The sequence below is a fragment of the Franconibacter pulveris genome (genome assembly GCF_056780215.1).
This window is the reverse complement of sequence record NZ_CM165555.1, coordinates 3,007,408-3,030,069: the sequence shown is the minus strand read 5'-3', so window position 1 is coordinate 3,030,069 and position 22,662 is coordinate 3,007,408. Positions and strand designations below refer to the sequence as shown.

The window sequence follows — 22,662 nt, the reverse complement described above, 5'->3', positions numbered from 1 at the left end:
CTTTTGCGTTAGGCAAAGATATCGACCGCATTGTTGCCGCGCGCGGCGGATTGCAGGCTAACGGGCGCCGCGACGGCGTCCTCTTCCGCGCCGCTAAAGCTAAAGCCGCCGCGGGAGCCGGAACCCTGCTGTTGCTGCTGGTTCGCCTGCTGTTGACCGGCGGCGGAACTGTCGCTGCTAATGCTGCTCTGGCCAAGCTGAATGCCGTTTTCCGCCAGCTGCGCGCGCAGGGTCGGCAACGCCGCTTCCAGCGCCGCGCGGACATGGCTGTGCGGCGAAACCATCTGCAGCTGCGCCGTATTGTCGTCAATCTTCAGGCTGATTTGCACCGCGCCCAGATCTTCAGGATGCAGGCGCAGCTCGGCGCTCTGCTGGCCCTGACGGGTAAAGAGCGTTACATGCTGGCTTACCGACTGCTCCCAGGCGGGCGTGCCGAGCGGTGCGGTGACCTGCGGGGCCGAGCTGGCGGTCGCTGCGCCTGGTGTCTGGGTCGCGCTGTTCAGCGCGACGGCGGAAGCGTGGCTAAGCGCGGTAAGCGCATGCGTGCTGTTGCCGTCGTTAACGCTTTTTTCACTGTTCTGTACAGGCGCTACGGCATTCGCCGTCGCCGTTTTTACCGCGTCGGCGCTGGCGGCGCTCAGGTTCAGCGGGTCGATGCGCGCATCGCGGTTGCCGTCAGCTTTAGCGGTATCCGCTTTTACCTCGGCCTTAGCATTGCTGTTCGCAGGCGTAGCGGCAGGCAGCGTGAGCTGCGCGGCGTTGAGCGCGGCGGCGTTAAGGGTAATGGCGTTATCCTGCGCTTCGGTTGAGGCTTTCGCCGCCTGCTGGAGCGCCGGCGTTTGCGGCAGCATGGCGAACAGGGCGCTCAGCGCGCTGAGATCGGCATCGCTGAGCGGCTTTGCGACATCGTTTTCGCCGCTTTTCTGAAGCGCGCTCAGGGTTTTGCCTTCGGTCAACGCGGCGGTCTCGTCGGTTGCGCCGCCGGGCAGAAGCTTCGCCATCAGGCTTTCCAGGCTCACATCCGCAGGCTGCGTCGAGGCGTCGAGACCCGCTGCAAGCGGCGTTTTCGCCTGCGCAGTCAGCTGCGCAAGCGTAAGGGTTTTGCCGTCGGCAAGCGGCAGCTCACCGCTCAGACGCTCCCCTAACAACGCCAGAAAATCCTGTGCGGCGTCGCCGCCTTTCGCGCCGGATGCCGCAGTGGCCGCGTCGGCGTCGCCAGTAAGTGCAACGGTGGGCAACGTAATCATTCGCCTTTCCTCATTGATGCCCGCTGGGCAAATTCATCCATCTTTTTTTGATCAAGGCGGTTTTCCGCCAGCAACGCGGCGCTGCTCTGCCGCGCCTGCAGGGTTTCCCACGCCTGAAGCCGCTGTTTTTTCTCGCGCCAGAAGTTCAGCGCTTGCTCGACTTTACTGTTCCACTGGTTGAGCTGTTGGCGGTGCTGCTCAATGGCTTTCTCCAGCGTCAGAATAAACTGTTGGTAGTTCTGCCAGCGGTTGCTGGCGATGCCCTGGCTCATGTTCTGGTTCAGGCTGTTGCTGTACTCAAGCTGGTAGTTCATCAGCATGGTGAGCTGATCTTCCGCCTGCTTGCAGCCGCGCCGCATCTCGCCAAGGCGCAGCGCCGCGTTTTCTACCTCTTTTTCCGCCAGTTCCTTAAGCGTGTTGAGCGCTCCGTTTTGTTTCATTACCGTCTCCCTTGTTCATCATACCGTCGGGAAAATCAGCTCCAGCGCCTGCAGGGCGTCTTCCACGCCTGAGCGTTCATAAATGCCCTGCTGCAGGAAAGCTTCGAGCTGCGGCCAGAGCGCAATCGCGCGGTCAAGCTGTGGGTCGCTGCCTTTGGCGTAGGCGCCCACGCTCACCAGGTCGCGGTTGCGCTGGAAGCTGGAAAGCAATTGTTTAAACGTGCGAACCCGCGCGTAATGCTGCTCGGTAATCAGCGCGGTCATGGCGCGACTGATGGAGGCCTCGATGTCGATAGCCGGGTAGTGGCCCGCTTCGGCGAGGCGGCGCGACAGCACGATGTGGCCATCCAGGATGGCGCGCGCCGAGTCGGCGATCGGATCCTGCTGGTCGTCGCCTTCGGTCAGCACGGTATAAAACGCGGTAATGGAGCCGCCGCCGGAAATACCGTTGCCGGCGCGCTCAACCAGCGCGGGCAGCTTGGCGAACACCGAAGGCGGATAGCCTTTGGTCGCAGGCGGCTCGCCGATGGCCAGCGCAATCTCACGCTGCGCCATGGCGTAGCGGGTAAGGGAGTCCATAATCAGCAGCACATGCTGGCCGCGATCGCGAAAATCCTCTGCGATGCGCGTGGCGTAAGCCGCGCCCTGCATACGCAGCAGCGGGGAAACGTCCGCTGGCGCGGCAATCACCACCGAGCGGGCGCGCCCTTCGGCGCCGAGAATATTCTCAATAAAATCTTTTACTTCGCGGCCGCGCTCGCCTATCAGCCCAACGACAATCACATCCGCCTGGGTGTAGCGCGCCATCATGCCAAGCAGCACCGATTTACCCACGCCGGAACCGGCGAACAGGCCCATACGCTGGCCGCGGCCTACGGTCAGCAGGGCGTTGATGGGGCGTACCCCGACATCAAGCACATCTTCAATCGGCGTGCGCTGCAGCGGGTTGAAGTGCGGCGTGATAAGCGCGCCCGTGGCGTCGGTGTCCGGGGAGGGGAGGCCGTCGAGCGGTTTGCCCGCACCATCCAGCACGCGCCCCAGCAGCGCCGGGCCGAGCGGCAGCTGCTTGCCGCTTTGCAGGCCGTCGCCGTTACCGGTGCGGGCGTAAACGCGCGCGCCGGGTAAAATGCCTTCCACTTCTTCCAGCGGCATAAGAAAAAGACGTTGACCGTTAAAGCCAACGACTTCGCTTTCCACTTCCTGCAGCTGGCTGCCATCCTGTCGTTCGATGATGCAGGTGGCGCCGAGCGGAAGTTGCAGCCCGGTCGCTTCCAGCACCAACCCGGTGGCGCGGGTGAGGCGGCCATAGCGGCGCACCGGCGGCAGTTGCGCCATGCGCGCCTCAAAGTTATCGAGGGCGTTGAGCCAGCGGGTGAGGCGGGCGGTCATCAGAGCACCCCAGGCGCGGCGAGACGGCAAAGCTCCTGCCAGCGCGTCGCCACGCTGGCGTCGAGATCGCCTTCGTCAGCCGACACTTTGCAGCCGCCGGGATGCAGCGTCGGATCGCCGCGCAGCCGCCAGCCGTGCAGGCTGAGGGTCGCGCCCAGCATCTCTTCGACGCGCTGTAAATCATCCGGGTGCACGCGCAGCTGCGGCTTGCCGCTGAACAGCGGCTCCTGCTGCAGCAGCGTCTGGATCTGCTTGATGAGCGCATTATTATCTACGCTGGCCGTATGACCGATAACCTGACGAGCGGCTTCCAGCGCCATCTGCATCAGACGCGAGGCGATAACGCTATCAAGCGCGTCCAGCGTGTACTGGAATTCGCTGACCAACTGCTGCATGCGGGCATGGTGAGGCGCCTGCTGCTGGCGCGCCTCCTGAAGGCCCTGTTCCATCCCTTTGGCGTATCCTTCCTGGCGGCCCTGCTCAAAGCCCTGCTGACGGCCTTCGGCGAGGCCCGCGTTGTAGCCTTGCTCATGCGCTTGCATCTGCACCGCTGCCAGCGCCTGCTGACGCTGCTGCTCCTGCATAAGCTCGTTGTCGACGGCAGACGTCTCGTCGGCTTCAGCGAAGCTCGTCAACTCCCTCATACTGGCGGGAGGCAGCAGATCGTCCGGCATCCACAGTTTCCAGGGAAGCTGATTAGACATAGGTGTCCTCGCCGCTGCCAATGACCATCTCGCCGGTTTCCGCCAGGCGACGGACAATAAGCAGAATGGCTTTCTGTTCGTTTTCTACCTGCGACAGACGTACCGGGCCACGGTTGGCGAGGTCGTCGCGCAGAATGTCGGCCGCACGCTGCGACATGTTGCGCAGGAATTTTTCGCGCAGCGGCTGCTCGGCGCCTTTGAGGGCGATAAGCAGAGATTCCGACTCCACTTCCTGCAGCAGGCGCTGGATGGAGCGGTCGTCCACTTCCACCAGGTTTTCGAACAGGAACATCTCGTCGATAATTTTCTGCGCCAGTTCGCCGTCGAATTCGCGCACCGCCGTAATAACCGCCTCTTCCTGCTGGGTTTTCATCAGGTTGATAATTTCCGCCGCGGTTCTCACGCCGCCCATCTTGCTGCGCTTGAGGTTCTGACCGTCGAGCAGGTTGTTGAGCACTTCGGTAAGCTCCGCCAGCGCCGCAGGCTGTACGCCGCCGAAGGTGGCGATACGCAGCATCACGTCGTGGCGCAGACGTTCGTCGAACAGCGCGAGAATATCCGCCGCCTGCGAACGCTTGAGGTGCACAAGAATGGTGGCGATGATCTGCGGGTGCTCGTCGCGAATAAGGTCGGCGGCGCTCTGCGGCTCCATAAAGTTGAGCGTTTCGATACCGCTGGTGGTCTCTTTGGTATCGAGGATATCTTCGAGCAGGCTCGCCGCGCGCTCTTCGCCCAGCGCTTTGACCAGGACCGAGCGCAGGTAGTCGTTGGCGTTGACGCTGAGCGCGGCGAACTGCTCCGCCTCTTGCTCAAACTCCGCCAGCACTTCCGTTAACTGCTTGTTGGAGATCTGCGATAAGTTCGCCATCGCCGCGCTGAGGTGCTGCACTTCGCGCGGGGCGAGGTGCTTGAACACTTCCGCCGCGCGGTCTTCGCCAATGGTCATCAGCAGAATGGCGCTTTTTTCGGTTCCGGTCAGGTTACTCATAGTTCGTTACTCATCCATTGGCGGATAACCAGCGCCACTACGCGCGGATCGTTATCGGACATTTCGCGGATGCGCTGGCTCATTACCTCGGCGCTCAGACGCTGGTTAGCGCGGCGTTGCTGGCTCTGCTCGTCTTTGCTGAGATGAACTTCCACCGCTTCTTCCATCTCTTTACGCTGCTGCTCCATCTCCTGTACCGCTTTGGCCGCTTCGGCGCGGCGCTGGATTTGCGGACGCACCGCTTTGCGCCACAGCAGCCAGGCGACAATCAGGACCAGCAGCCAGCGACCTGCGGACAGCATCTGGTCGATAAACGCTTGCTGTTGCCAGAACGGCAGCTCGCCACCCGTTTCATCCGTTGCGGTAAACGGCGAGTTAACCACGTTGAGGGTGTCGCCACGCTTCTCAGAGAAGCCCATCGCTTCGCGCGTCAGGTCTTCAATCTGCTTAAGCTGGTCGGCCGTCAACGGCAGCGGTTTGCCATCCGCCAACTGACGGTAGTTCACCACTACGGCGACAGAGAGACGCTGGATGTCGCCCACATTCATTTTGGTGTGGCGGATCGTGCGGTCCACTTCATAGTTAGTGGTTTCGTCATGCTGGCTACTGCGCGGGCCGCTATTTGCCGCGCTGGTCGTCTGCGTGCGCTGCTGATTGTTCTGGCCGTTCGCCTGCGCGTTGTTCTGCTGTTGCGGCGCATCAATCGGCGCGTTATTCGCCGGAGCAGGCTGGTTAGAGAGCGCCCCCGGCACGCCGCCCGGGTAGGCGCCACCAATCTGCTCGCTGGTATTGAGCTGGCGAGAGCGTACGGCCGCCTGCGACGGATCGCCGTTCGGGTGGTATTGCTCTTCGGTCTGCTCTTTATTGGCGAAATCGAGCTGGGCGGTAACCTGGGCATGCACGTTGCCGTTGCCGACAATCGGTCCGAGGATAGCTTCGATACGGCGCTGGATACGGCTTTCAACGTCGTTTGCAAACTTAAGCTGCGCGTCGTTGAGGTCGCGACCGGCGGTGTTGGACTGGGTCAGCAGATGCCCGCCCTGATCCACAAGCGTGACGTTGCCCGGCGGCAGTCCGGCTACCGCGCTGGAAACCATATGCACTACGGCGCTTATCTGTCCCTCGTCAAGCGCGCGGCCTGGTTCCAGGGTCAGGGTAACGGAAGCGGAAGGCGCTTTTTGTTCGCGTACAAAAAGCGAAGGTTTAGGCATGGCGAGGTGCACGCGGGCGCTCTTTACCGGGCCTAAGGTTTCGATAGTGCGGGCGAGTTCGCCTTCCAGCGCGCGCTGGTAATTGACCTGCTCGCTGAACTGGCTGATGCCGAATTTTTCCTGATCGAGCAGCTCAAAGCCCACGGCGCCGCCTTTCGGCAGGCCCTGTTGGGCAAGACGCAGGCGCAGTTCGTGAACGTTTTCAGCCGGCACCATAATAGCGCTACCGTTATCAGAGAAACGGTAGGGGACATTCATCTGGGTCAACTGAGTGACGATGGCGCCGCCATCCTGGTCGCTCAGGTTACTGTAAAGCACACGGTAGTCAGGGCTTTTCGCCCACAGCACCATGGCGACGATAATCGCCACTGCAGCGGCGGCAGCCACCATCAACGGGATTTTAGGGTTAGCGCGTAAGCGGTTCAGCCATTCGCCGGCTTTATTTTGTGGCGTTTGAGCGGTGTCAGCAGTCATTGCTCACCTCGCGGCTCAGCGTTAACAGAATAAGACGTGTAATGAAGCAAAACGGACTCCCGGGTCGGCAAGCACGACAAAAGTTCCACAATGATGGCGATGTCATTATTTGCGTTTACAGAATTTTCTATGGGCCAATTAGCCGGGTTTTTTGCAGCTATTTAGCGCCTTTATCTTATTGACAAAGTGTTACGCTTGCCGGCATTCAGATAAATCCTATGGGGAAGACGATGGCCATTCAGGGCATTGAAGGCGTGCTCCAGCAGTTGCAGGCAACCGCGCTGACCGCACACAACGAAGCGACGCAAGGCCCGCAGGGCGTAAGCTTTGCCGGCGAACTTCAGGCGGCGCTCGGCCGCATCAGCGAAACGCAAAGCGCGGCGCGCACGCAGGCGGAAAATTTCGCCTTAGGCAAACCGGGCGTGGCGCTCAATGACGTGATGGTGGATTTGCAGAAATCGTCCGTGTCGCTGCAGATGGGAATTCAGGTGCGCAACAAGCTGGTCGCAGCGTACCAGGATATTATGAACATGCAGGTTTAGCGGCAATAAGTTTCTGAAATATATTACCTAATCTACTCAGATCCTATTGCATGGGGCATCGGTGGGGCATAGTCAGATAATTTCTGGTTCAGCATTGCCACCTGCTCCGTATTGTTCTCAGCCATCCAGGATCCATAAACCTGATAGACCATCTGGGCATTTGCATGTCCCATCTGGCTGGCGATAAAATTAGGGTTAGCTCCAGCAGCCAACGACCAGCAAGCATAGGTATGTCGTGACTGGTAAGCTTTTTTGTCATGCAGCCAGCGCGGCGCCTCTTCCGCAGAAGTATCCTCGTCTTAAGCCACTGCGCAAGCAAGTTTGCTTTCTCCCGACACTGGAAAGACGTTACGAGCAATGGCGCACCGTGTTAGCAGTAATGTTCATCAGCAGATTGCCGATATCCGCTCTATTAATTATTTATAATGTGAGTTGCACATTTTAAGGTGACCAGCTTCTGATTCGCTGGCCACCTTTTTTATCTAAAATTCGTAGGCGCCGCTATAAAATTCTCGTTGGCGTTTTAAATAAAAACTTAGCTAATATGCTTGAGATCCGCATGGATGGGTTATCTACTGCTTTAAAAATTAAGTTTGCTACAGCATAGATAGTGACTATCGAAAGAATCGATGCTGTTATTGCACTTTCGTGATAGCTATAGCCTGCGTTATATATAGCATTAAATATTCCTGTAGCTATTATCAGGAAAAAGGGTAAATGGAAAAGGTAGACGCTAAAAGAGACTTTTCCCATATAAACAAACGGTTTTTTAGCGAAGAACATTTTCAACGAGTTGTTGGTTAGTATTGCTAATGTGATCAGAACGCCAGAAATAAAATTATATAATATATAAGCGTTTGACTCTTCGCCGTTTATATAAAATCTTGTGTAGTAGATTGCATAAATATAAGGCCTGGAACCATAATGCACCCCACCTAAATACAACCCGGCTAGCATCAATATCAGCGCCACTCCTTTCCTGAGGTTTAATCCTGAAAAGTGAATAAAGGACCCTAATAGAAAGGCAATGTACCCATATTTTTCTTTTTGAGGCAGGCTTGAAAAAAAGAACATTATGCAGAACAATAAAATTATCAAGCCCTTATTGGGTGCTCTTATAAGGACTAAACAAATAAAATAAGTTAAGAAAGAACCCAGTAGTTCAATCTTCATTGTCCATAGCACAGGATTATAAGCAGAGCCATCTCCAAAAAAAGCGCTAACAGCCCCAGAATAAAGTGCGTTTAAAAAAGAGGGAGACGCTACTGTATATGATTGAATCCATGCTGAAAGCAACTCCCTGCCGGGAGTTGCGTTTGATAGCACTAACCAGCAAAAAATACACGATGCCGTGGCGGGGATTGCTAATCTAAAATAACGTTTTGTCGTCATGGTGGTAGCATTATTCAGTATATCGCCACTACTAAGAAAAGCATGAGTTAAAATATACCCGCTGAGAGTAAAAAATATATATACAGCGGCTGTTCCTGAGTAAATAAACGACAGAGGGCTATTGAATATAAAGTTGATGATACTGTTATTATTGATCAGCGTAGGATCATGTAACCCTGGATAAAATATCAAAGCGAGGTGTGATAATACTACCATCAGGCAGGCTACTCCTCTTAGCCCGTCGACATGTAGTAACTTCCGTGGGGGAGTATTAGATTGCGCGCTATTCATTTTCTTTTTTTTCAGGTGATTGTGGTCTGTTACTTATAATATCACGCTTCGTTATAAATCATAGTATGTAAGACTTATCGCTTTGCTGACACTAATGCGATGTGGGTTGGTAATTTATTGTTTTTATTTGATTTTTTGTGTGGTTGACTGGGTTCTTTGTTTAGCACCAGATTAGGTATCAGACAGAACGCAAGATTTATATGTTTTCATGAATGAATTAACTGCGCGGGACTGCCTTGAATCGACCTGACATAGTCCCGGTAACGATTCATGAAGAGGTGGGACAGGAATACTGGATTGCTGAATGACTCTGGCTTTTAATAAAAACCAGCCAAAATGGTAAAGTAAAGCCGAAAAAACGGGCAGAGTGTAATGCCAAAGGATGCATTTTCCTGCTTACAGGCAATATTGCACACGTAGTGCCGAAGCTAAAACAAACGTAACATGCGAGAAGGAACCGGGCGGTAGAGCAACTCTAAGAAAGGCTATGCCTGAGTTGCTCAAAGAGGATGACAACCTGCGCAGCGAATAAAAGCAGCGCAATCAAAAGGCATTCGCGCCAACTTCTGCAAACATATTATTAATGGGTTTTATCAACCGGCTCCACCAGCTCCGGTCCCTGGTTTTTCACATTTCCTACCGCCCGGGTGACAGGGTGCCAGGCGAAAGCGTCGGCGGGCAGCGCGCCTTCGTGCGCCAGCTCATCCGCGCGGTTTGCCGATGTATCCGGGTGCAGCCAGGCGAGCGCCGCCTGCGGCGTTAACACCAGCGGACGGCGGTCGTGGATATCCACCAGCCCTTCATCCGCGGCTGCGGTGACGATGACAAACCCTTCGGCTTCATTCCCGGCATCAAAGGGCGTCTTGCCTATGGCAGCCAGACAGAGCGGGGTTTTATCTTCACGATAAATAAAATAAGGCTGCTTTTTATCGCCCACCCGCTGCCATTCATACCAGCCGTCGGCGAAGACGATGGCCCGGCCATGCTGCCACAGCGGCTTAAACATGCGGCTTTGGGCGGCCGTTTCCACTCGCGCGTTGATAAGCGGCGCTTTATGCCACCATTCAGGCGCGTAGCCCCATATCACCGGGTCCAGGTGCAGGGTGTCCTCTTCATCCATGCTGAGCAGCAGCACGCGGCTGCCCGGCGCTACGTTGTAGTGGGCAAGCGGCTCCGGGTCCCAGGGGATGGCTCGCTCGAAGCCGTCGCCTAACGTCGCCAGATAATCTTCACGGCTTTGCGCCTGCGCGAATCGTCCACACATACTCTACCCCTTAACACCTTAATAAAGAGTAAGTATAGGGCACAAACGCGCGGCCCTGCGGGAAGCAGGGCCGGCGGGTTAACGCTGAATCAGGTAGCGGATGGTGGGGCCGTCCTGCTGGATATCCAGCACGGTATAGCCATGGTTGCGGGCGTCTAACGGAATGTTGTTAATAGATTGCGGACAGTCGCTCACGACCTCGAGGATTTCCCCTTTTTTCAATTGCGGCATCGCCTCAAGGGTGGCGACAGCCGGGTAGGGGCAGGGCTCGCCGACCATATCCAGGCGGTAATCAGGCACGAGGGTTTTCATACGCGCTCCTTAACGGCTTGAGAAACAGCAGGGCGGCTGGCGCGAAAAAAGCGTTTTTCCCAGCCGATAACGAACAGCAGCGCGGCGAGCAGCAGCAGGTAGGTGACCAGCAGGCCGCCGAGCGGGCCAAAGGCGGCGAGCAGGTTTATTTTGTCCCAACTGGTGGCGAGCGCGGGGGAGAGGTCGTCCCAGAAGTACGCCAGAATCGTCGAGCCGATAACGTTGCCAAGCCCCACCCACCAGTAATGCACCTGGCCTTCCACCGCGCGGTACATCCAGCCGGTTTCGCACCCTCCCGCCAGCACGATGCCAAAGCCGAACAGCAGGCCGCCGATAACCGCGTTCGGCCCGGCCCACATGATTTTCGGCTCGGCGCCGAGCTGCACATAGCTAAAGATGCCGATGGCGCTCGCCGCCATACCGAAGATTATCGCCTTCGCCATATGGGTGCGCCCGGTTATCCACATATCGCGGAAAGCGGAAGTAAAACAAATTTGCGCGCGTTCAATCAGCAGCCCAAAACCAACGCCAAAAAGCATGGCGAGCCCAAGCTTCGGCATCTCCATGGCGGTAAGCAGCGCCCAGCCCACTGCGCCGATAAACACCAGCATGCCGAGGCGAAAGCGACGGCGCGCCTGAGCAAGGTTTTGGGTAAGCGGCGAGGCGCTGGAGACTTTTTGCAGCTTCACCGGAATGCGAAACAGCGGCAGCAGCGTAAAGCGCGCCCCGGCCCAGGAGCCGATGGCTGTCGCAATAGCGAAAAACCAGGCGTGAAGAGAGAACTGCGGAATACCGGTGAAAAAGGCCGCCAGGTTGCAGCCCATAGCCAGCCGCGCGCCGAAGCCTGCGATAATGCCGCCCGCCACCGCCTGGATAATGCGGATGCGGTGCTGCGGCAGGCGCAGCTTCACGTTGTTCGCCCACAGCGCGGCGGCGAAGCAGCCGGCGAACATGCCGATGATCATCCGGCCATCGATGCGGGTAAGCGGGGTGCCTTCAAGGTGAATAAGTTTGAAGTAGCCCCATTCTTGCGCCTGCACGCCCATTAGCTGCAGCAGTTGGCCGCCCCAGCGGGTAAATTCGCCGGTAACCGCCCAGAAGGTGCCGGTGAGGCCAAAGTAGTAAGTAGAGAGAATGCCTGCGGCAATAACCGCCGGAAAAGGGGACCAAAACGTAATCAGATAGTGTTGTTTGAAATGTTGCCAGGACATGAAATTTTAGCCTCTGAACTCAGACGGAACTAAAACGCGCCGGTAGGCGCACGGAGTCGAGATAGTACTCCGCGCCGCGGCAATGCCCAGCGAAAAAATAACAAAACCTCGTTTCGATCAATTTTTGCCGCCTGAGGGGGAAAGGCTGGCGGGCTTAACGCTTTAATGCCACACTCTTTTTTCTTCGCAGGGAGGAAATCGAATGAAAAAAACGATGCTGTTAATCGCGTGGCTTGGTTTGAGCGGCTGCGCGCAAGTGAATGATTATAATGCCGTTGTGAAAACGCCTGCGCCATCCGGTCTGGCGGGTTACTGGCAAAGCAAAGGGCCGCAGAGCGAGCTGGTCAGCCCTGAGGCGATAGCGAGCCTGGTGGTGACGGCGCAGGGCGATACGCTCGATTGCCGCCAGTGGCAGCGGGTGATTGCGCTGCCGGGCAAACTGATGCAGCGCGGCGGCGATATCTACAACGTGACGGTGAAAAAAGAGGTCTACGACATCGAGCGTGAAGGCGAAACGCTGGAATACGCGGGCATGACGCTTGAACGCGTGGCCCGTCCGAGCGCCGAATGCGCTGATTTCCTTGCGAAGAACCCGCTGCCAACACCCCTGCCTTAACCGTCCTGACGGCTCCTTGCCTGGCAGGCGAGAGGCTTGCGCGTGGTGTTGTGGGTTCTTAAAAGGGCGGCAGGCGCTTCGCTTGCCCGCCCTGGGCCATGCGAATGACACGAAGCGCGGGACGAAGGGTTTTACCGGCTTGCCGCCTCTTCATCCGCAATCACCCAGATACTGACGCTGCCGCCGTTGCAGGTAAAGGCAGCGGCGCCGGCTTCATCCGTAATGACGCGCTCTTGCCGGTTGCCTAAAAAATCGCGCCAGATTTTGTTGCCGTAATTCTCACCGAGGGTAAGTCTTTTCTTGCCGGCATCGCCGTTGGACAACACCACCACGCAACCGGGGGCTTCGCCGGTGCCGCTGCGGCTGAAAGCGATGCAGTTGGGATTATCGAACCAGAGAGTCTGCACGCCATGGGCGAAGCGCTGGCGCGCCAGGATAATCTGGTCGAGCTTGTCCACGACCGCCATGTCAATATGGTAGGTTCCGCCATCGAGGCCGGTATCGTCATAGCTTGCGCCATACATATCCGGATAGAAAACAGAGGGCACGCCGTTCTCACGCAGCAGGATCAGCGCGTAAGCGAGCGGCTTAAACCAGGGCTCCACCGGCGCCTCCAGCGCCTGTAGCGGCTGGGTATCGTGGTTCGCCACGAGCGTCACGGCGTGGAAGGGATCGGCTTCTACCAGCGTACCGGTGAAAATCTGGCGCATGTCATAGCTGCTGCCCTGCAGCGACGCGTCGTGGAAATTCTTCAGCAGCGGCGCGTCGAACAGCATGGTTTTCCCTGCAACCTGGTCAATATACTGCCGTAGCTTCTCTACGTCGTATGACCAGTATTCCGCGACGATAAAAAGCGGCTTCGACGCGACCTCCTGCACATGTTCAATCCATTCTTTATAAAACCAGGCGGGGATATGTTTTACCGCGTCGAGGCGAAAGCCGTCGCACTGCGTTTGCTCCATCACCCAGCGCGCCCAGTATTTAATCTCTTCCGCTACCGCGCGGTTGCGGTAATCAATGTTGCAGCCCATCAGGTAGTCGTAATTGCCGTTTTCGTCATCAACCTGATCGGTCCAGCCCTCTTCGGTATAGTCATTAACGATTTTGAAAATGCCGTTTTCGTCTGGGTTCTCGATATGGTCGACGCCGTTAAAACATTTATGATCCCAGATGAAGCGGGAATGGATGCCGCGGCGGGCGGGAAACGTAAAACGGGTCCAGGCTTCGCATTCAATCGCTTCGTCGGCTATGTCGTTGCGATTATCCTGATTGACCCGGTTGACGTGGAGCCTCTCTTTCTCATCCGCGCCCATTTTATGGTTCACCACCACATCCAGCAGCGTCAGGATGCCGTTTTCCTGTAGCGCGTTGATAGCCGTAAGGAGTTGCGCCTTATCGCCATATTTGGTCGCCACCGATCCTTTTTGAGAGAACTCGCCGAGATCGAAAAGATCGTAGGCGTCGTAACCAACCGAGGCCGCGCCGTCCGCGCCTTTATAAGCGGGCGGCAGCCAGACCATATTGATGCCCAGCGCATTAAAGCCAGGCGCGCGCTCAACCAGCTCCGGCCAAAGTTTGCCGCCTTCAGGGTAGTACCAGTGGAAACATTGCAGAAGGGTGGGGTTCTTCATTTTATCCATACTCCAGAAGCCGTCAGGTTTTCGCTTCTGGAGTATGGCGGATTTTACAAACGAAGCCGTATTATTTAGCGTCCTGAAGGAGCGCCTGGTACTAATAGCATGCCGGAGAGACGACCATAGGTATGGTTAAGAGATTGTTGGCGGGAAGATTGGCCGATTAATGAACTGAGCTCATCCAGTCGATGTTTTAACAAGACCTTAAGCTGCTCTTCATTCTCTAATGTCTGCTTGAGATAACCCGCGACCAGACTCTGAACATTTTTTGGCAGCCCTTGTGGAGTTTCGGATCCCATAACTGCTTCGATACTCTGGAGATACACAACTTCCTGGTCCAGTAAAAGATCCCATTCACCTCGCTGCGCAAGTTCAAGCAGCGACTGGCTGAGCAATGCAATCTGTTGCCAGCGGTTAATAAACTCCACATTAGGCGACATCAAATAGACTCCTGCACGGTTTGGTTTGGAGAAATTTGCTTCCACGCATCAGCAATATTGGTCAGTAAATTTTCAACTTCCTCAATTGCTTGAGTGTCATTACGCAAATTCGCCTGCAGTAAGCGCCGGATCATGTAATCGTAAAGAGAGGAAAGGTTATCTGCGATCTCTCCGCCTTTCTCTTGATCCAACCCCGCTTTGAGCCCGTTATCGATAATGTTGATGGCTTTGCTCAGCGCTTCGCCTTTGGCAACGGTTTCACCCTGTTGCATAAACAGACGAGCGCGCACCAGCGCGCTCATGGCGCCGTCAAACAACATCGTGATTAACTGATGGGGACTTGCGCTCATGACGGCGCTCTCCACGCCAATCTGAGCATATGCTTTTGTACCGCTCGCGGTATACATATCAACCTCTTATCATTACGAACTGCTGCTCATCGATTCAAACTGCTGAGACAGGTAAGAACTGGTGTTGTTTAACTGGCTCATCATGGTATCGAGCTGCGTAAATTGCGCCTTATAGCGGGCCATGGTGTCTTCAATGCTCTGGCTTACTGAGAGATATTGCTTAGTCAGTTTCTTCAATGTGGAGTTGATGCTGTCCTGTGCGCTATCAATAATGCCATCATCCGCCAGGTAACCTTTTACCTGTGTCGCGATTTTGGTTGTAATGCCAGTCGTTTTTGTATCGCCAACCAGCAACTGCTGAACGTCAACTGACTTATCAGTAAGCGCGGTTTTTAATTTGGCGTCGTCGATTTTCAGCTTGCCGGTAGAGGGATCCTGTGTGATGCCTATCTGTGACAGCGTCTGGAAATTGCCCCCGTTGCCGACGTCGGTAAATTGCGCGCGAATGCCGGTCTGAATAGTGCGTACCGCGCTATCGCCAAGCAGAGCGCCGTTGCTGGTGTCCTGGGCGTCAGTCCCGGCATCGACAGAGGTATATTTGGTCACCGAACCGATGGTATCGACCAGTGAGTTATAGGCATCGACCCAGGATTTAATCGCGGCCGTCGCTTTATCGTTGCTTTTGCTGACCGTAACCGTGACGTCGCTTGTGATTTTATTGAGATTCAGGGTAACGCCCTGCGGCGCGTCGGTAATCGTGTTGCTGCTGCGGACAATATTAATGCCGTTAACGCTTAACTCTGCGTCTTTCGCTTCGACGATTTGTTCAACGCCGCTGCCGGTCACGTCCGGGTTATTAAAGCTAATAAACTGGTTAAGCGTTTCGTCGCCGGAAACCGAAATGCTCATTTTATTGGCGGTGCCGGTTTCGCTGGAGGTCAGCACCAGCTGGAAATCATTATCTTTGAGCTTAACAATACTTGCTGAAACGCCGCCGTTGGCGTTGTTGATAGCATCGCGAATGCCTTCAAGCGAGGTCTGATCCTTAGTCAGCTTAATCTCTAACGGCTTTTCTTTGCTGTCTTGCTTGATGATAAGCGTCCGTTCTTCGTTGCTGTTGCCTTGCGCCGCTTTTGAATCAGTAACCGTTGCTGTTGTGCGCACCGATTGCGCTTGCGCCAGCTGGGTCACATTAATCTTATACGTGCCTGCCGCTGCGCCTGCAGTGGTGCTTACGGTTAAGTCTGTGCTGTTGCTGGTCGCCGTCGTGCTCTTAAATAAAGAGGCGTCATTTAATGCCGTATTTGCTGTCTGGAACTTTTCAAGTGAGCTTTTCAGTGTGCCGTAGGCCGTGAGCTTGGCCGAGAAACTGCTTTGCTGGGTAGAGATAGGCGTCAGTCGGCCTTTCTCCGCGGTTTCCAGGTTAGTCAGCAACGTACTCAGCGGCAGGTTTGAACCCACGCCTAAAGAAGTAAAAGCAGCCATGCATGATCCCTTTTTGTGCAAATAGTGGTTAAGCACGGTATCGGCAACAGAAGGACAAAGTTTAGAGGTTTATTTATTCAATTAATGGACCGAATAGTGACTAATAGAGAGGCTATTTCGCTGCGCAGAAAAAAGCTCAGGAGAAGTGAAAAATTTTCTAAAGTTCGAATTTAAGGTGCCGATACATGGGTTACGGTGCGAAACCGTGGGCAACAGCCCAACAACATCAAGATGTAAATTGATAAGGAAAAGATCATGGCACAAGTCATCAATACTAACAGCCTGTCGCTGTTGACCCAGAACAACCTGAACAAATCTCAGTCTTCCCTGAGCTCCGCTATTGAGCGTCTCTCCTCTGGTCTGCGTATCAACAGCGCGAAAGACGACGCTGCCGGCCAGGCGATTGCTAACCGTTTCACCGCGAACATCAAAGGCCTGACTCAGGCTTCTCGTAACGCCAACGACGGTATCTCTATCGCGCAGACCACTGAAGGTTCTCTGTCTGAAATCAACAACAACCTGCAGCGTGTTCGTGAGCTGTCAGTTCAGGCGACCAACGGTACCAACTCCGATTCCGACCTGAAATCCATCCAGGCTGAAATTACACAGCGCCTGAGCGAAATCGACCGTGTTTCCGGTCAGACTCAGTTCAACGGCGTGAAAGTGCTGGCTTCTGACCAGACCATGAAAATCCAGGTAGGCGCGAACGATGGCGAAACCATCGAAATCGACCTGCAGGAAATCACCTCCAAGACTCTGGGCCTGGATAAACTGGATGTAACCAACCAGATCAGCAGCAAAGATCTGAAAGGTGTTACTGAATTAGCTGCAAAAGTTGATGCAGTAAATACCCCGGCAGTTAACGTTAACTTGCAGTTCCCGCCGAAAGCAGCAAGCGGCACGCTGGAAGTTCTGACTACCGCAACTGATGCAACTAAAGCAGGTACTCTGGCAGTTAAAGTTGGCACGGATTACTACGCAGCAACTTACGATGCGGATAAAAATACCGTTTCCTTCGATACGTCTTCTGCTGCAATCGCTGGCGCAGCTGGTACTGCCGCAGCGGGTACGACTTTTGTCAACGACGGTACTGTTGTTGAGCTGTCTGATATTGCTTCTGCAGCACAAACCAACACTGCTAACCCGGCAAACTATACCGTATTCCGTAAAGATGATGATGGCACTTTCCTGGTAACTGACGGTACTAAATCCTGGAGCGGCGCAAACGCATCTATCGATCTGACCACCGGTGCAGTAACTTTGGGTACTGCTGATGCAACTGCTAACACTACTGGCGGTGCAGGCTTTAAAGAAGTATCTAAAGACAACGTGCTGACTCTGCCGGGTTCCACTACCGCTGGTAAAGCCGCTGTTAACGCTGACCTGACTTCTGTAAATGCTTCCCTGAAAGGCACCAATGCCCTGATGGCGCGTGAAGTGAAGGCCGAAGATGGTACTACTTCCACCCAGTACTTCATTAAAAATACTGGCACTGACGGTAAAGTTTCTTACTACAAAGCAGAAGCTAATAAGACTACTGGCGCTGTGACTGCGGGCGAAGAAGCTGTTGTTGACCCGCTGAGCTCCATCGACAAAGCGCTGCAGCAGGTTGATACCCTGCGTAGCTCCCTGGGTGCGGTGCAGAACCGTCTGGATTCTACCATCACCAACCTGGGCAACACCGTAAATAACCTGTCTTCTGCACGTAGCCGTATCGAAGACGCTGATTACGCGACTGAAGTTTCCAACATGTCTCGCGCGCAGATCCTGCAGCAGGCTGGTACTTCTGTTCTGGCTCAGGCTAACCAAACTACCCAGAACGTACTCTCTCTGCTGCGTTAATCCAGCGATTGAAATTTGGGAAGTTAAAGATAATCAAGGCAGCGAAAGCTGCCTTTTTTTTCGACTGGAGCAAGCGTAATGAGAGAAATATTGATTAACGAACCTGCATTTGTGCGTTCCTTCAGCTGTACTGGAGGAGCCTGCCGCGACCATTGCTGTAAGGGCTGGCAGATTACGCTTGATAAGCAGACGGTAAAGAAATACACCACCAGCAAAGACTTCACGATCCGTACGATCGCGGAGCAAAGTATTGATATAGTAAAAAAGAGCCAGCAGGACTGGGGCATTGTGAAGTTTTCACCACAAACGGGGAATTGCCCTTATTTCGATGAAGATCGGTTATGCCGGGTGCAGAAAAGCATGGGAGCCCAGGCATTAAGCCACACCTGTTCTATGTTTCCCCGGTCGAATCGTGTCTATAAAGCGGAGATTCAGCATTCGCTTAATATCTCTTGCCCGGAAGTAGCGTCGATTATTTTTAGCGATGCTGATGCAATGCGCTTCTCTGAGCGAGTCGTCTTGCAGGATAAATTCAATAACGCCAATCCCATCTCTGCACAAAACAAGCTTCTCAACCTGTTTTGCCTGAGCCTTATCGATTTTGTTGAAACGGATGTCGAAACCGGTCTCTACGCCACCATCAAGTTTCTTATGTTTATTGAGAAAGTTGAAACGATTGATGATGCTTCGCTTGTTGAAATTGAAAACGCCTATGCCGTTTTAGCTGGTCAGTTGCAGTCGGGCGAAATGAAACAAGAGTTGGCCGCACTTAGTACCGATAAAAAAGTGAAAGTATCGTTGGTCTTATTAATGCAGGATTTCTTTCGCAAAAAAGCGACGACCCGTGGCAGCGGCGTGCTTAATTATTATATCGATTACTTATTACATGCGCTCTTCGCACAGCAGGATGCGGGTCTCGAAGAAAAAATTACCGCTATTGAAAACGCCTGGCAAGAAATCGTGCTGCCCTCTTTTGAAGAGAGCGGGTTTGCCATCAAAAACTTTATTCTTTATAAGTTCTGGCAAAACAATTTTCCAAACTATCAGAGTGTGCCGCCGCTGCGCGCGCTCTATATGATCGTAGCCGAATATTACTTTATTAAACTTCTGGCTTCGGCTTGCGCGAAGCATAAAGGTTCGATAGAGCGCGACGATCTGGTGAATATTGTCTACAGCTTCCATTCGCTAAGTCAGCATAACAAAGCGCTGACCGAGACGTTTTATGGGCATATCGAAAGCGTGAGATCGGGTGACGATCTCTCTATGATCCATCTTCTTGGTTAATCATCAACGGCAGGCTTTCCTGCCGTTAAAATTCTTAATTTATTGAAATTTATCAATAAATTTACTGGGTATCGTCTTTTTTCCTGCAACCCGGTTAACAAAAGTCAAATAACCCTCCTTTTGTGTCTTTATTCATTCGATAGATAGTCCTCCAGAAACGGATAATCGTGCCGATAACTCAATTAACGCAGGGCTGTTTATCGTGAATTCAATGTATACCGCTGAAGGTGTAATGGATAAACACTCGCTGTGGCAGCGTTATGTGCCGCTGGTGCGTCACGAAGCATTGCGCCTTCAGGTGCGGCTGCCGGCGAGCGTGGAACTGGACGATCTGCTCCAGGCGGGCGGTATTGGCCTGCTAAACGCAGTCGAACGCTACGACGCCCTGCAAGGAACGGCATTTACCACTTACGCAGTGCAGCGTATTCGTGGCGCGATGCTGGATGAACTGCGCAGCCGCGACTGGGTGCCGCGCAGCGTCCGACGTAACGCGCGCGAAGTGGCGCAGGCTATAGGCCAACTGGAACAGGAACTGGGACGCAACGCCACTGAAACCGAAGTGGCGCAGCGCCTGGATATCCCGCTCGAAGAGTACCGGCAGATGCTGCTCGATACCAATAACAGCCAGCTTTTCTCCTATGACGAGTGGCGGGAAGAGCATGGCGACAGCATCGAGCTGGTCACTGAAGAGCACCAGAATGAAAACCCCTTGCAACAGCTGTTGGAGAGCAATCTTCGCCATCGCGTGATGGAAGCGATCGAATCGCTGCCGGAGCGTGAACAGCTGGTGCTGACGCTCTATTACCAGGAAGAGCTCAATCTCAAGGAGATTGGCGCGGTGCTGGAAGTAGGGGAGTCGCGGGTAAGCCAGCTGCACAGCCAGGCTATTAAACGTCTGCGCACCCGGCTGGGGAAGCTATAACCTGAGTTGCTCACCTGCCGGTAACGCCACACACAGCATTTAATGAGGAGTTATCATGACGGTGCAGCAACTAAAAAGACGGCCCCTGAGCCGCTACCTGAAAGATTTCAAACACGCGCAAACCCACTGCGCGCACTGCCATAAGCTGCTTGACCGCATCACCCTGGTCCGCCAGGGCGAGATAGTCAACAAGATAGCCATCGCGCAACTCGATACGCTCATGGACGAAACAGCCTGGGAGGTAGAGCGTCAGGAGTGGGTGGCGCTTTGCCGCTTTTGCGGCGATCTGCACTGCAAAGAGCAGAGCAACTATTTCGATATTATCGGCTTCAAGCAGTATCTCTTCGAACAGACCGACATGAGTCACGGCACTATCCGTGAATATGTTGTCCGCCTGCGCCGTCTCGGCGCGCACCTGACGCAAAAACAGGTGCCGCAGGAACTGGCCTGGCAGGGCGACATCGACGCCCAGCTCGACATGTGGCTGCCGCTCACCAGCACGAACAACTACCGCATCGCGCTGCGTAAGTACGCTCAGTATCTGGCGCAAAAAGCGCTCCCCCAGACGCACAAACCCGCCGCGCATCCGACATGTGATATATATTAAAAAAGAATAAGTTGTAGCGGAGTCGATTTTGCTTTCTCTGCGAAACTACTTACACTGCGGCTTAACGTTTTGACTCTCTGGGGGAAATATGAAATTAGCTACTTTTGGTCGGCAAGCGCTGATGGGCGTGATGGCGGTGGCGCTGGTCGCCGGCATGAGCGTAAAGACTTACGCTGCGGAGAACCTGCTTAATAAAGTTAAAGAGCGCGGCACGCTGCTGGTGGGGCTGGAAGGCACTTATCCGCCGTTCAGCTATCAGGGCGATGACGGCAAGCTGACCGGTTTTGAAGTCGAGTTCGCCGAACAGCTGGCCCAGCATCTTGGCGTTAAAGCCTCTCTGAAACCGACCAAATGGGACGGCATGCTTGCTTCGCTTGATTCTAAACGCATCGATGTGGTGATAAACCAGGTCACTATCTCCGACGAGCGTAAGAAAAAATATGACTTCTCCACGCCTTATACCGTTTCCGGCATCCAGGCGCTGGTGAAAAAAGAGAACGCGAACAGCATCACTAACGCCGATTCGCTGAAAGGCAAAAAAGTGGGCGTGGGCCTTGGCACTAACTATGAAGAGTGGCTGCGCCAGAACGTGCAGGGCGTGGATATTCGCACCTATGACGATGACCCGACCAAATATCAGGATCTGCGCGTAGGCCGTATCGACGCCATCCTGGTTGACCGTCTGGCGGCGCTGGATCTGGTGAAGAAAACCAACAACACCCTGGCTGCGGCGGGCGAACCGTTCTCGCGTCAGGAAGCGGGCGTGGCGCTGCGTAAAGGCAACGAAGATTTGCTGAACGCCGTTAACAAGGCTATCGCCGATATGCAGAAGGATGGCTCGCTCAAGCAGCTTTCTGAGAAGTGGTTTGGCGCGGACGTAACCAAATAAGCGACGTTTCGCAGAAAAAAGGTGCTGATTTCAGCACCTTTTTTTATTGTATTCTGCCGGGCGCAGTCTGGGTGAATCATAATAAAAGGTTACGCCATATCTGAAACGGCAACCGGAGGCTGTATGTCTTTGCAAAATTTAACCCGCTTTGCGCGTCTCGAACTGATTGGCGCGCCCACGCCGCTTGAGTATCTGCCGCGCCTGTCTGATTACCTGGGGCGTGAAATCTACATTAAGCGCGACGACGTCACCCCGGTGGCGATGGGCGGCAACAAGCTGCGCAAGCTTGAGTTCCTCGCCGCCGAAGCGTTGCGCGAAGGCGCGGATACGCTTATCACCGCCGGCGCCATTCAGTCTAACCACGTGCGCCAGACGGCGGCGGTGGCGGCGAAGCTTGGGCTTAACTGCGTGGCGCTGCTGGAAAACCCGATGGGTACGCGCGCTGAAAACTACCTCAGCAACGGCAACCGCCTGCTGCTGGATTTATTCAACGCCCAGATTGAGATGTGCGCGGCGCTCACCGATCCGGATGCGCAGCTCAACGAGCTTGCCACCCGCGTGGAAGCGCAGGGCTTTCGTCCTTATGTCATCCCGGTTGGCGGCTCCAGTGCGCTGGGCGCGCTCGGCTATGTGGAAAGCGCGCTGGAAATCGCCCAGCAGTGCGAAGGTGCCGTGCAACTCTCTTCTGTGGTGGTCGCCTCCGGCAGCGCAGGCACCCACGCCGGGCTGGCGGTGGGGCTGGAGCAACTGATGCCGGAAGTCGACCTGATTGGTGTGACGGTATCGCGCAAAGTTGAGCAGCAAAAACCGAAAGTCGTGGCGCTGCAACAGGCAGTCGCGCAGGCGCTGGAGCTGGAAGCGCGCGCGGACATCCTTTTATGGGATGACTATTTCGCCCCGGCTTACGGCGTACCTAACGACGAAGGCATGGAGGCGGTAAAACTGCTGGCGCGCCTTGAAGGCATTCTGCTCGACCCGGTTTATACCGGGAAAGCGATGGCCGGGCTCATTGACGGCATTGAACAGCAACGCTTTAAAGACCACGGACCGATTCTCTTCGTCCATACAGGCGGCGCGCCGGCGCTTTTCGCTTATCATCCGCATATCTGATAACTCTGGGTGCGATTT

Annotated in this window: 22 protein-coding genes and 1 pseudogene; 8 read left to right on the top strand and 15 right to left on the bottom strand. The window is 54.8% G+C overall.

Annotated elements, in window-relative coordinates; genetic code table 11:
- Window positions 1–8: 8 nt before the first annotated feature.
- The 6 genes from ACU4F7_RS14325 to fliF are packed head-to-tail and all read right to left on the bottom strand — an operon-like array spanning window position 9 to window position 6,453.
- Complete coding sequence (locus tag ACU4F7_RS14325; protein ID WP_481637190.1) at window positions 9–1,247, bottom strand: flagellar hook-length control protein FliK; 1,239 nt, start codon at window positions 1,245–1,247, stop codon at window positions 9–11.
- Window positions 1,244–1,687, bottom strand: coding sequence for a flagellar export protein FliJ (gene fliJ / locus ACU4F7_RS14320; protein WP_024558654.1), 444 nt, complete (start codon window positions 1,685–1,687; stop codon window positions 1,244–1,246). Before fliJ ends, ACU4F7_RS14325 begins: the two co-directional genes overlap by 4 nt.
- 18 nt (window positions 1,688–1,705) lie before the next feature.
- Complete coding sequence (gene fliI / locus ACU4F7_RS14315; RefSeq protein WP_029593214.1) at window positions 1,706–3,076, bottom strand: flagellar protein export ATPase FliI; 1,371 nt, start codon at window positions 3,074–3,076, stop codon at window positions 1,706–1,708.
- Window positions 3,076–3,720 (bottom strand): flagellar assembly protein FliH, encoded by a 645-nt coding sequence (fliH, locus tag ACU4F7_RS14310; protein ID WP_414842491.1) that lies wholly within the window; start codon window positions 3,718–3,720, stop codon window positions 3,076–3,078. Before fliH ends, fliI begins: the two co-directional genes overlap by 1 nt.
- 52 nt (window positions 3,721–3,772) lie before the next feature.
- Window positions 3,773–4,768, bottom strand: coding sequence for a flagellar motor switch protein FliG (gene fliG / locus ACU4F7_RS14305; RefSeq protein ID WP_024558657.1), 996 nt, complete (start codon window positions 4,766–4,768; stop codon window positions 3,773–3,775).
- Window positions 4,765–6,453 (bottom strand): flagellar basal-body MS-ring/collar protein FliF, encoded by a 1,689-nt coding sequence (fliF, locus tag ACU4F7_RS14300; RefSeq protein ID WP_481637189.1) that lies wholly within the window; start codon window positions 6,451–6,453, stop codon window positions 4,765–4,767. The genes fliG and fliF overlap by 4 nt, the downstream gene beginning before the upstream one ends.
- 230 nt (window positions 6,454–6,683) lie before the next feature.
- Here fliF and fliE point away from each other — a divergent pair, with 230 nt between their 5' ends.
- Entirely contained in the window at window positions 6,684–6,995 is a 312-nt protein-coding gene (fliE, locus tag ACU4F7_RS14295) for a flagellar hook-basal body complex protein FliE (protein WP_481638739.1), read from the top strand.
- Window positions 6,996–7,027: 32 nt separating this feature from the next.
- On the opposite strand, the pseudogene ACU4F7_RS14290 reads toward fliE, so the two are convergent.
- From ACU4F7_RS14290 to yedE, 5 genes and pseudogenes are all read right to left on the bottom strand, one after another.
- A pseudogene (locus ACU4F7_RS14290) lies at window positions 7,028–7,249 on the bottom strand (integrase); the annotation flags it as partial.
- Between the two features lie 247 nt (window positions 7,250–7,496).
- Window positions 7,497–8,603 carry an acyltransferase family protein gene (locus ACU4F7_RS14285; RefSeq protein WP_481637188.1) on the bottom strand — a complete coding sequence of 369 codons (1,107 nt, stop codon included), beginning with the start codon at window positions 8,601–8,603 and terminating at the stop codon, window positions 7,497–7,499.
- Between the two features lie 655 nt (window positions 8,604–9,258).
- Window positions 9,259–9,942 carry an SOS response-associated peptidase family protein gene (locus ACU4F7_RS14280; protein ID WP_481637187.1) on the bottom strand — a complete coding sequence of 228 codons (684 nt, stop codon included), beginning with the start codon at window positions 9,940–9,942 and terminating at the stop codon, window positions 9,259–9,261.
- A 78-nt stretch (window positions 9,943–10,020) separates the two neighbouring features.
- Window positions 10,021–10,254 carry a sulfurtransferase-like selenium metabolism protein YedF gene (yedF, locus tag ACU4F7_RS14275; RefSeq protein WP_024555925.1) on the bottom strand — a complete coding sequence of 78 codons (234 nt, stop codon included), beginning with the start codon at window positions 10,252–10,254 and terminating at the stop codon, window positions 10,021–10,023.
- Window positions 10,251–11,465 (bottom strand): selenium metabolism membrane protein YedE/FdhT, encoded by a 1,215-nt coding sequence (gene yedE, locus ACU4F7_RS14270; RefSeq protein WP_481637186.1) that lies wholly within the window; start codon window positions 11,463–11,465, stop codon window positions 10,251–10,253. Before yedE ends, yedF begins: the two co-directional genes overlap by 4 nt.
- Window positions 11,466–11,667: 202 nt before the next feature.
- On the opposite strand from yedE, the gene yedD reads away from it, so the two are divergent.
- The gene (yedD, locus tag ACU4F7_RS14265) at window positions 11,668–12,081 is read left to right on the top strand and encodes a lipoprotein YedD (RefSeq protein WP_481637185.1); all 414 of its coding nucleotides are present in this window, start codon (window positions 11,668–11,670) and stop codon (window positions 12,079–12,081) included.
- A 131-nt stretch (window positions 12,082–12,212) separates the two neighbouring features.
- Here the strand turns inward: yedD and amyA are convergent, their stop codons facing one another.
- The 4 genes from amyA to fliD form a co-directional block, all read right to left on the bottom strand.
- On the bottom strand, window positions 12,213–13,712 hold the full coding sequence (gene amyA, locus ACU4F7_RS14260; protein ID WP_481637184.1) for an alpha-amylase: 1,500 nt from the start codon (window positions 13,710–13,712) through the stop codon (window positions 12,213–12,215).
- Window positions 13,713–13,786: 74 nt separating this feature from the next.
- Complete coding sequence (gene fliT / locus ACU4F7_RS14255; protein WP_029591976.1) at window positions 13,787–14,155, bottom strand: flagella biosynthesis regulatory protein FliT; 369 nt, start codon at window positions 14,153–14,155, stop codon at window positions 13,787–13,789.
- On the bottom strand, window positions 14,155–14,562 hold the full coding sequence (gene fliS / locus ACU4F7_RS14250) for a flagellar export chaperone FliS (protein ID WP_024560467.1): 408 nt from the start codon (window positions 14,560–14,562) through the stop codon (window positions 14,155–14,157). Before fliS ends, fliT begins: the two co-directional genes overlap by 1 nt.
- A 15-nt stretch (window positions 14,563–14,577) precedes the next feature.
- A complete protein-coding gene (fliD, locus tag ACU4F7_RS14245) occupies window positions 14,578–15,990 on the bottom strand; it encodes a flagellar filament capping protein FliD (protein ID WP_481637183.1) in 1,413 nt (470 codons plus the stop codon).
- Window positions 15,991–16,245: 255 nt separating this feature from the next.
- Between fliD and ACU4F7_RS14240 the strand changes: the two genes are divergently transcribed.
- The 6 genes from ACU4F7_RS14240 (at window position 16,246) to dcyD (ending at window position 22,644) form a co-directional block, all read left to right on the top strand.
- Window positions 16,246–17,832, top strand: a complete 1,587-nt coding sequence (locus tag ACU4F7_RS14240; protein WP_024560465.1) for a flagellin N-terminal helical domain-containing protein — start codon at window positions 16,246–16,248, stop codon at window positions 17,830–17,832.
- A 78-nt stretch (window positions 17,833–17,910) separates the two neighbouring features.
- A complete protein-coding gene (gene fliB / locus ACU4F7_RS14235; RefSeq protein WP_481637182.1) occupies window positions 17,911–19,116 on the top strand; it encodes a flagellin lysine-N-methylase in 1,206 nt (401 codons plus the stop codon).
- Between the two features lie 202 nt (window positions 19,117–19,318).
- Window positions 19,319–20,038, top strand: a complete 720-nt coding sequence (locus tag ACU4F7_RS14230; RefSeq protein WP_024555916.1) for an RNA polymerase sigma factor FliA — start codon at window positions 19,319–19,321, stop codon at window positions 20,036–20,038.
- 55 nt (window positions 20,039–20,093) lie between these two features.
- Window positions 20,094–20,645 (top strand): flagella biosynthesis regulatory protein FliZ, encoded by a 552-nt coding sequence (gene fliZ / locus ACU4F7_RS14225; protein WP_029591972.1) that lies wholly within the window; start codon window positions 20,094–20,096, stop codon window positions 20,643–20,645.
- 88 nt (window positions 20,646–20,733) lie between these two features.
- Window positions 20,734–21,534, top strand: a complete 801-nt coding sequence (gene tcyJ / locus ACU4F7_RS14220; RefSeq protein WP_029591971.1) for a cystine ABC transporter substrate-binding protein — start codon at window positions 20,734–20,736, stop codon at window positions 21,532–21,534.
- A gap of 123 nt (window positions 21,535–21,657) precedes the next feature.
- Entirely contained in the window at window positions 21,658–22,644 is a 987-nt protein-coding gene (gene dcyD, locus ACU4F7_RS14215; protein WP_029591970.1) for a D-cysteine desulfhydrase, read from the top strand.
- Window positions 22,645–22,662 lie beyond the last annotated feature (18 nt).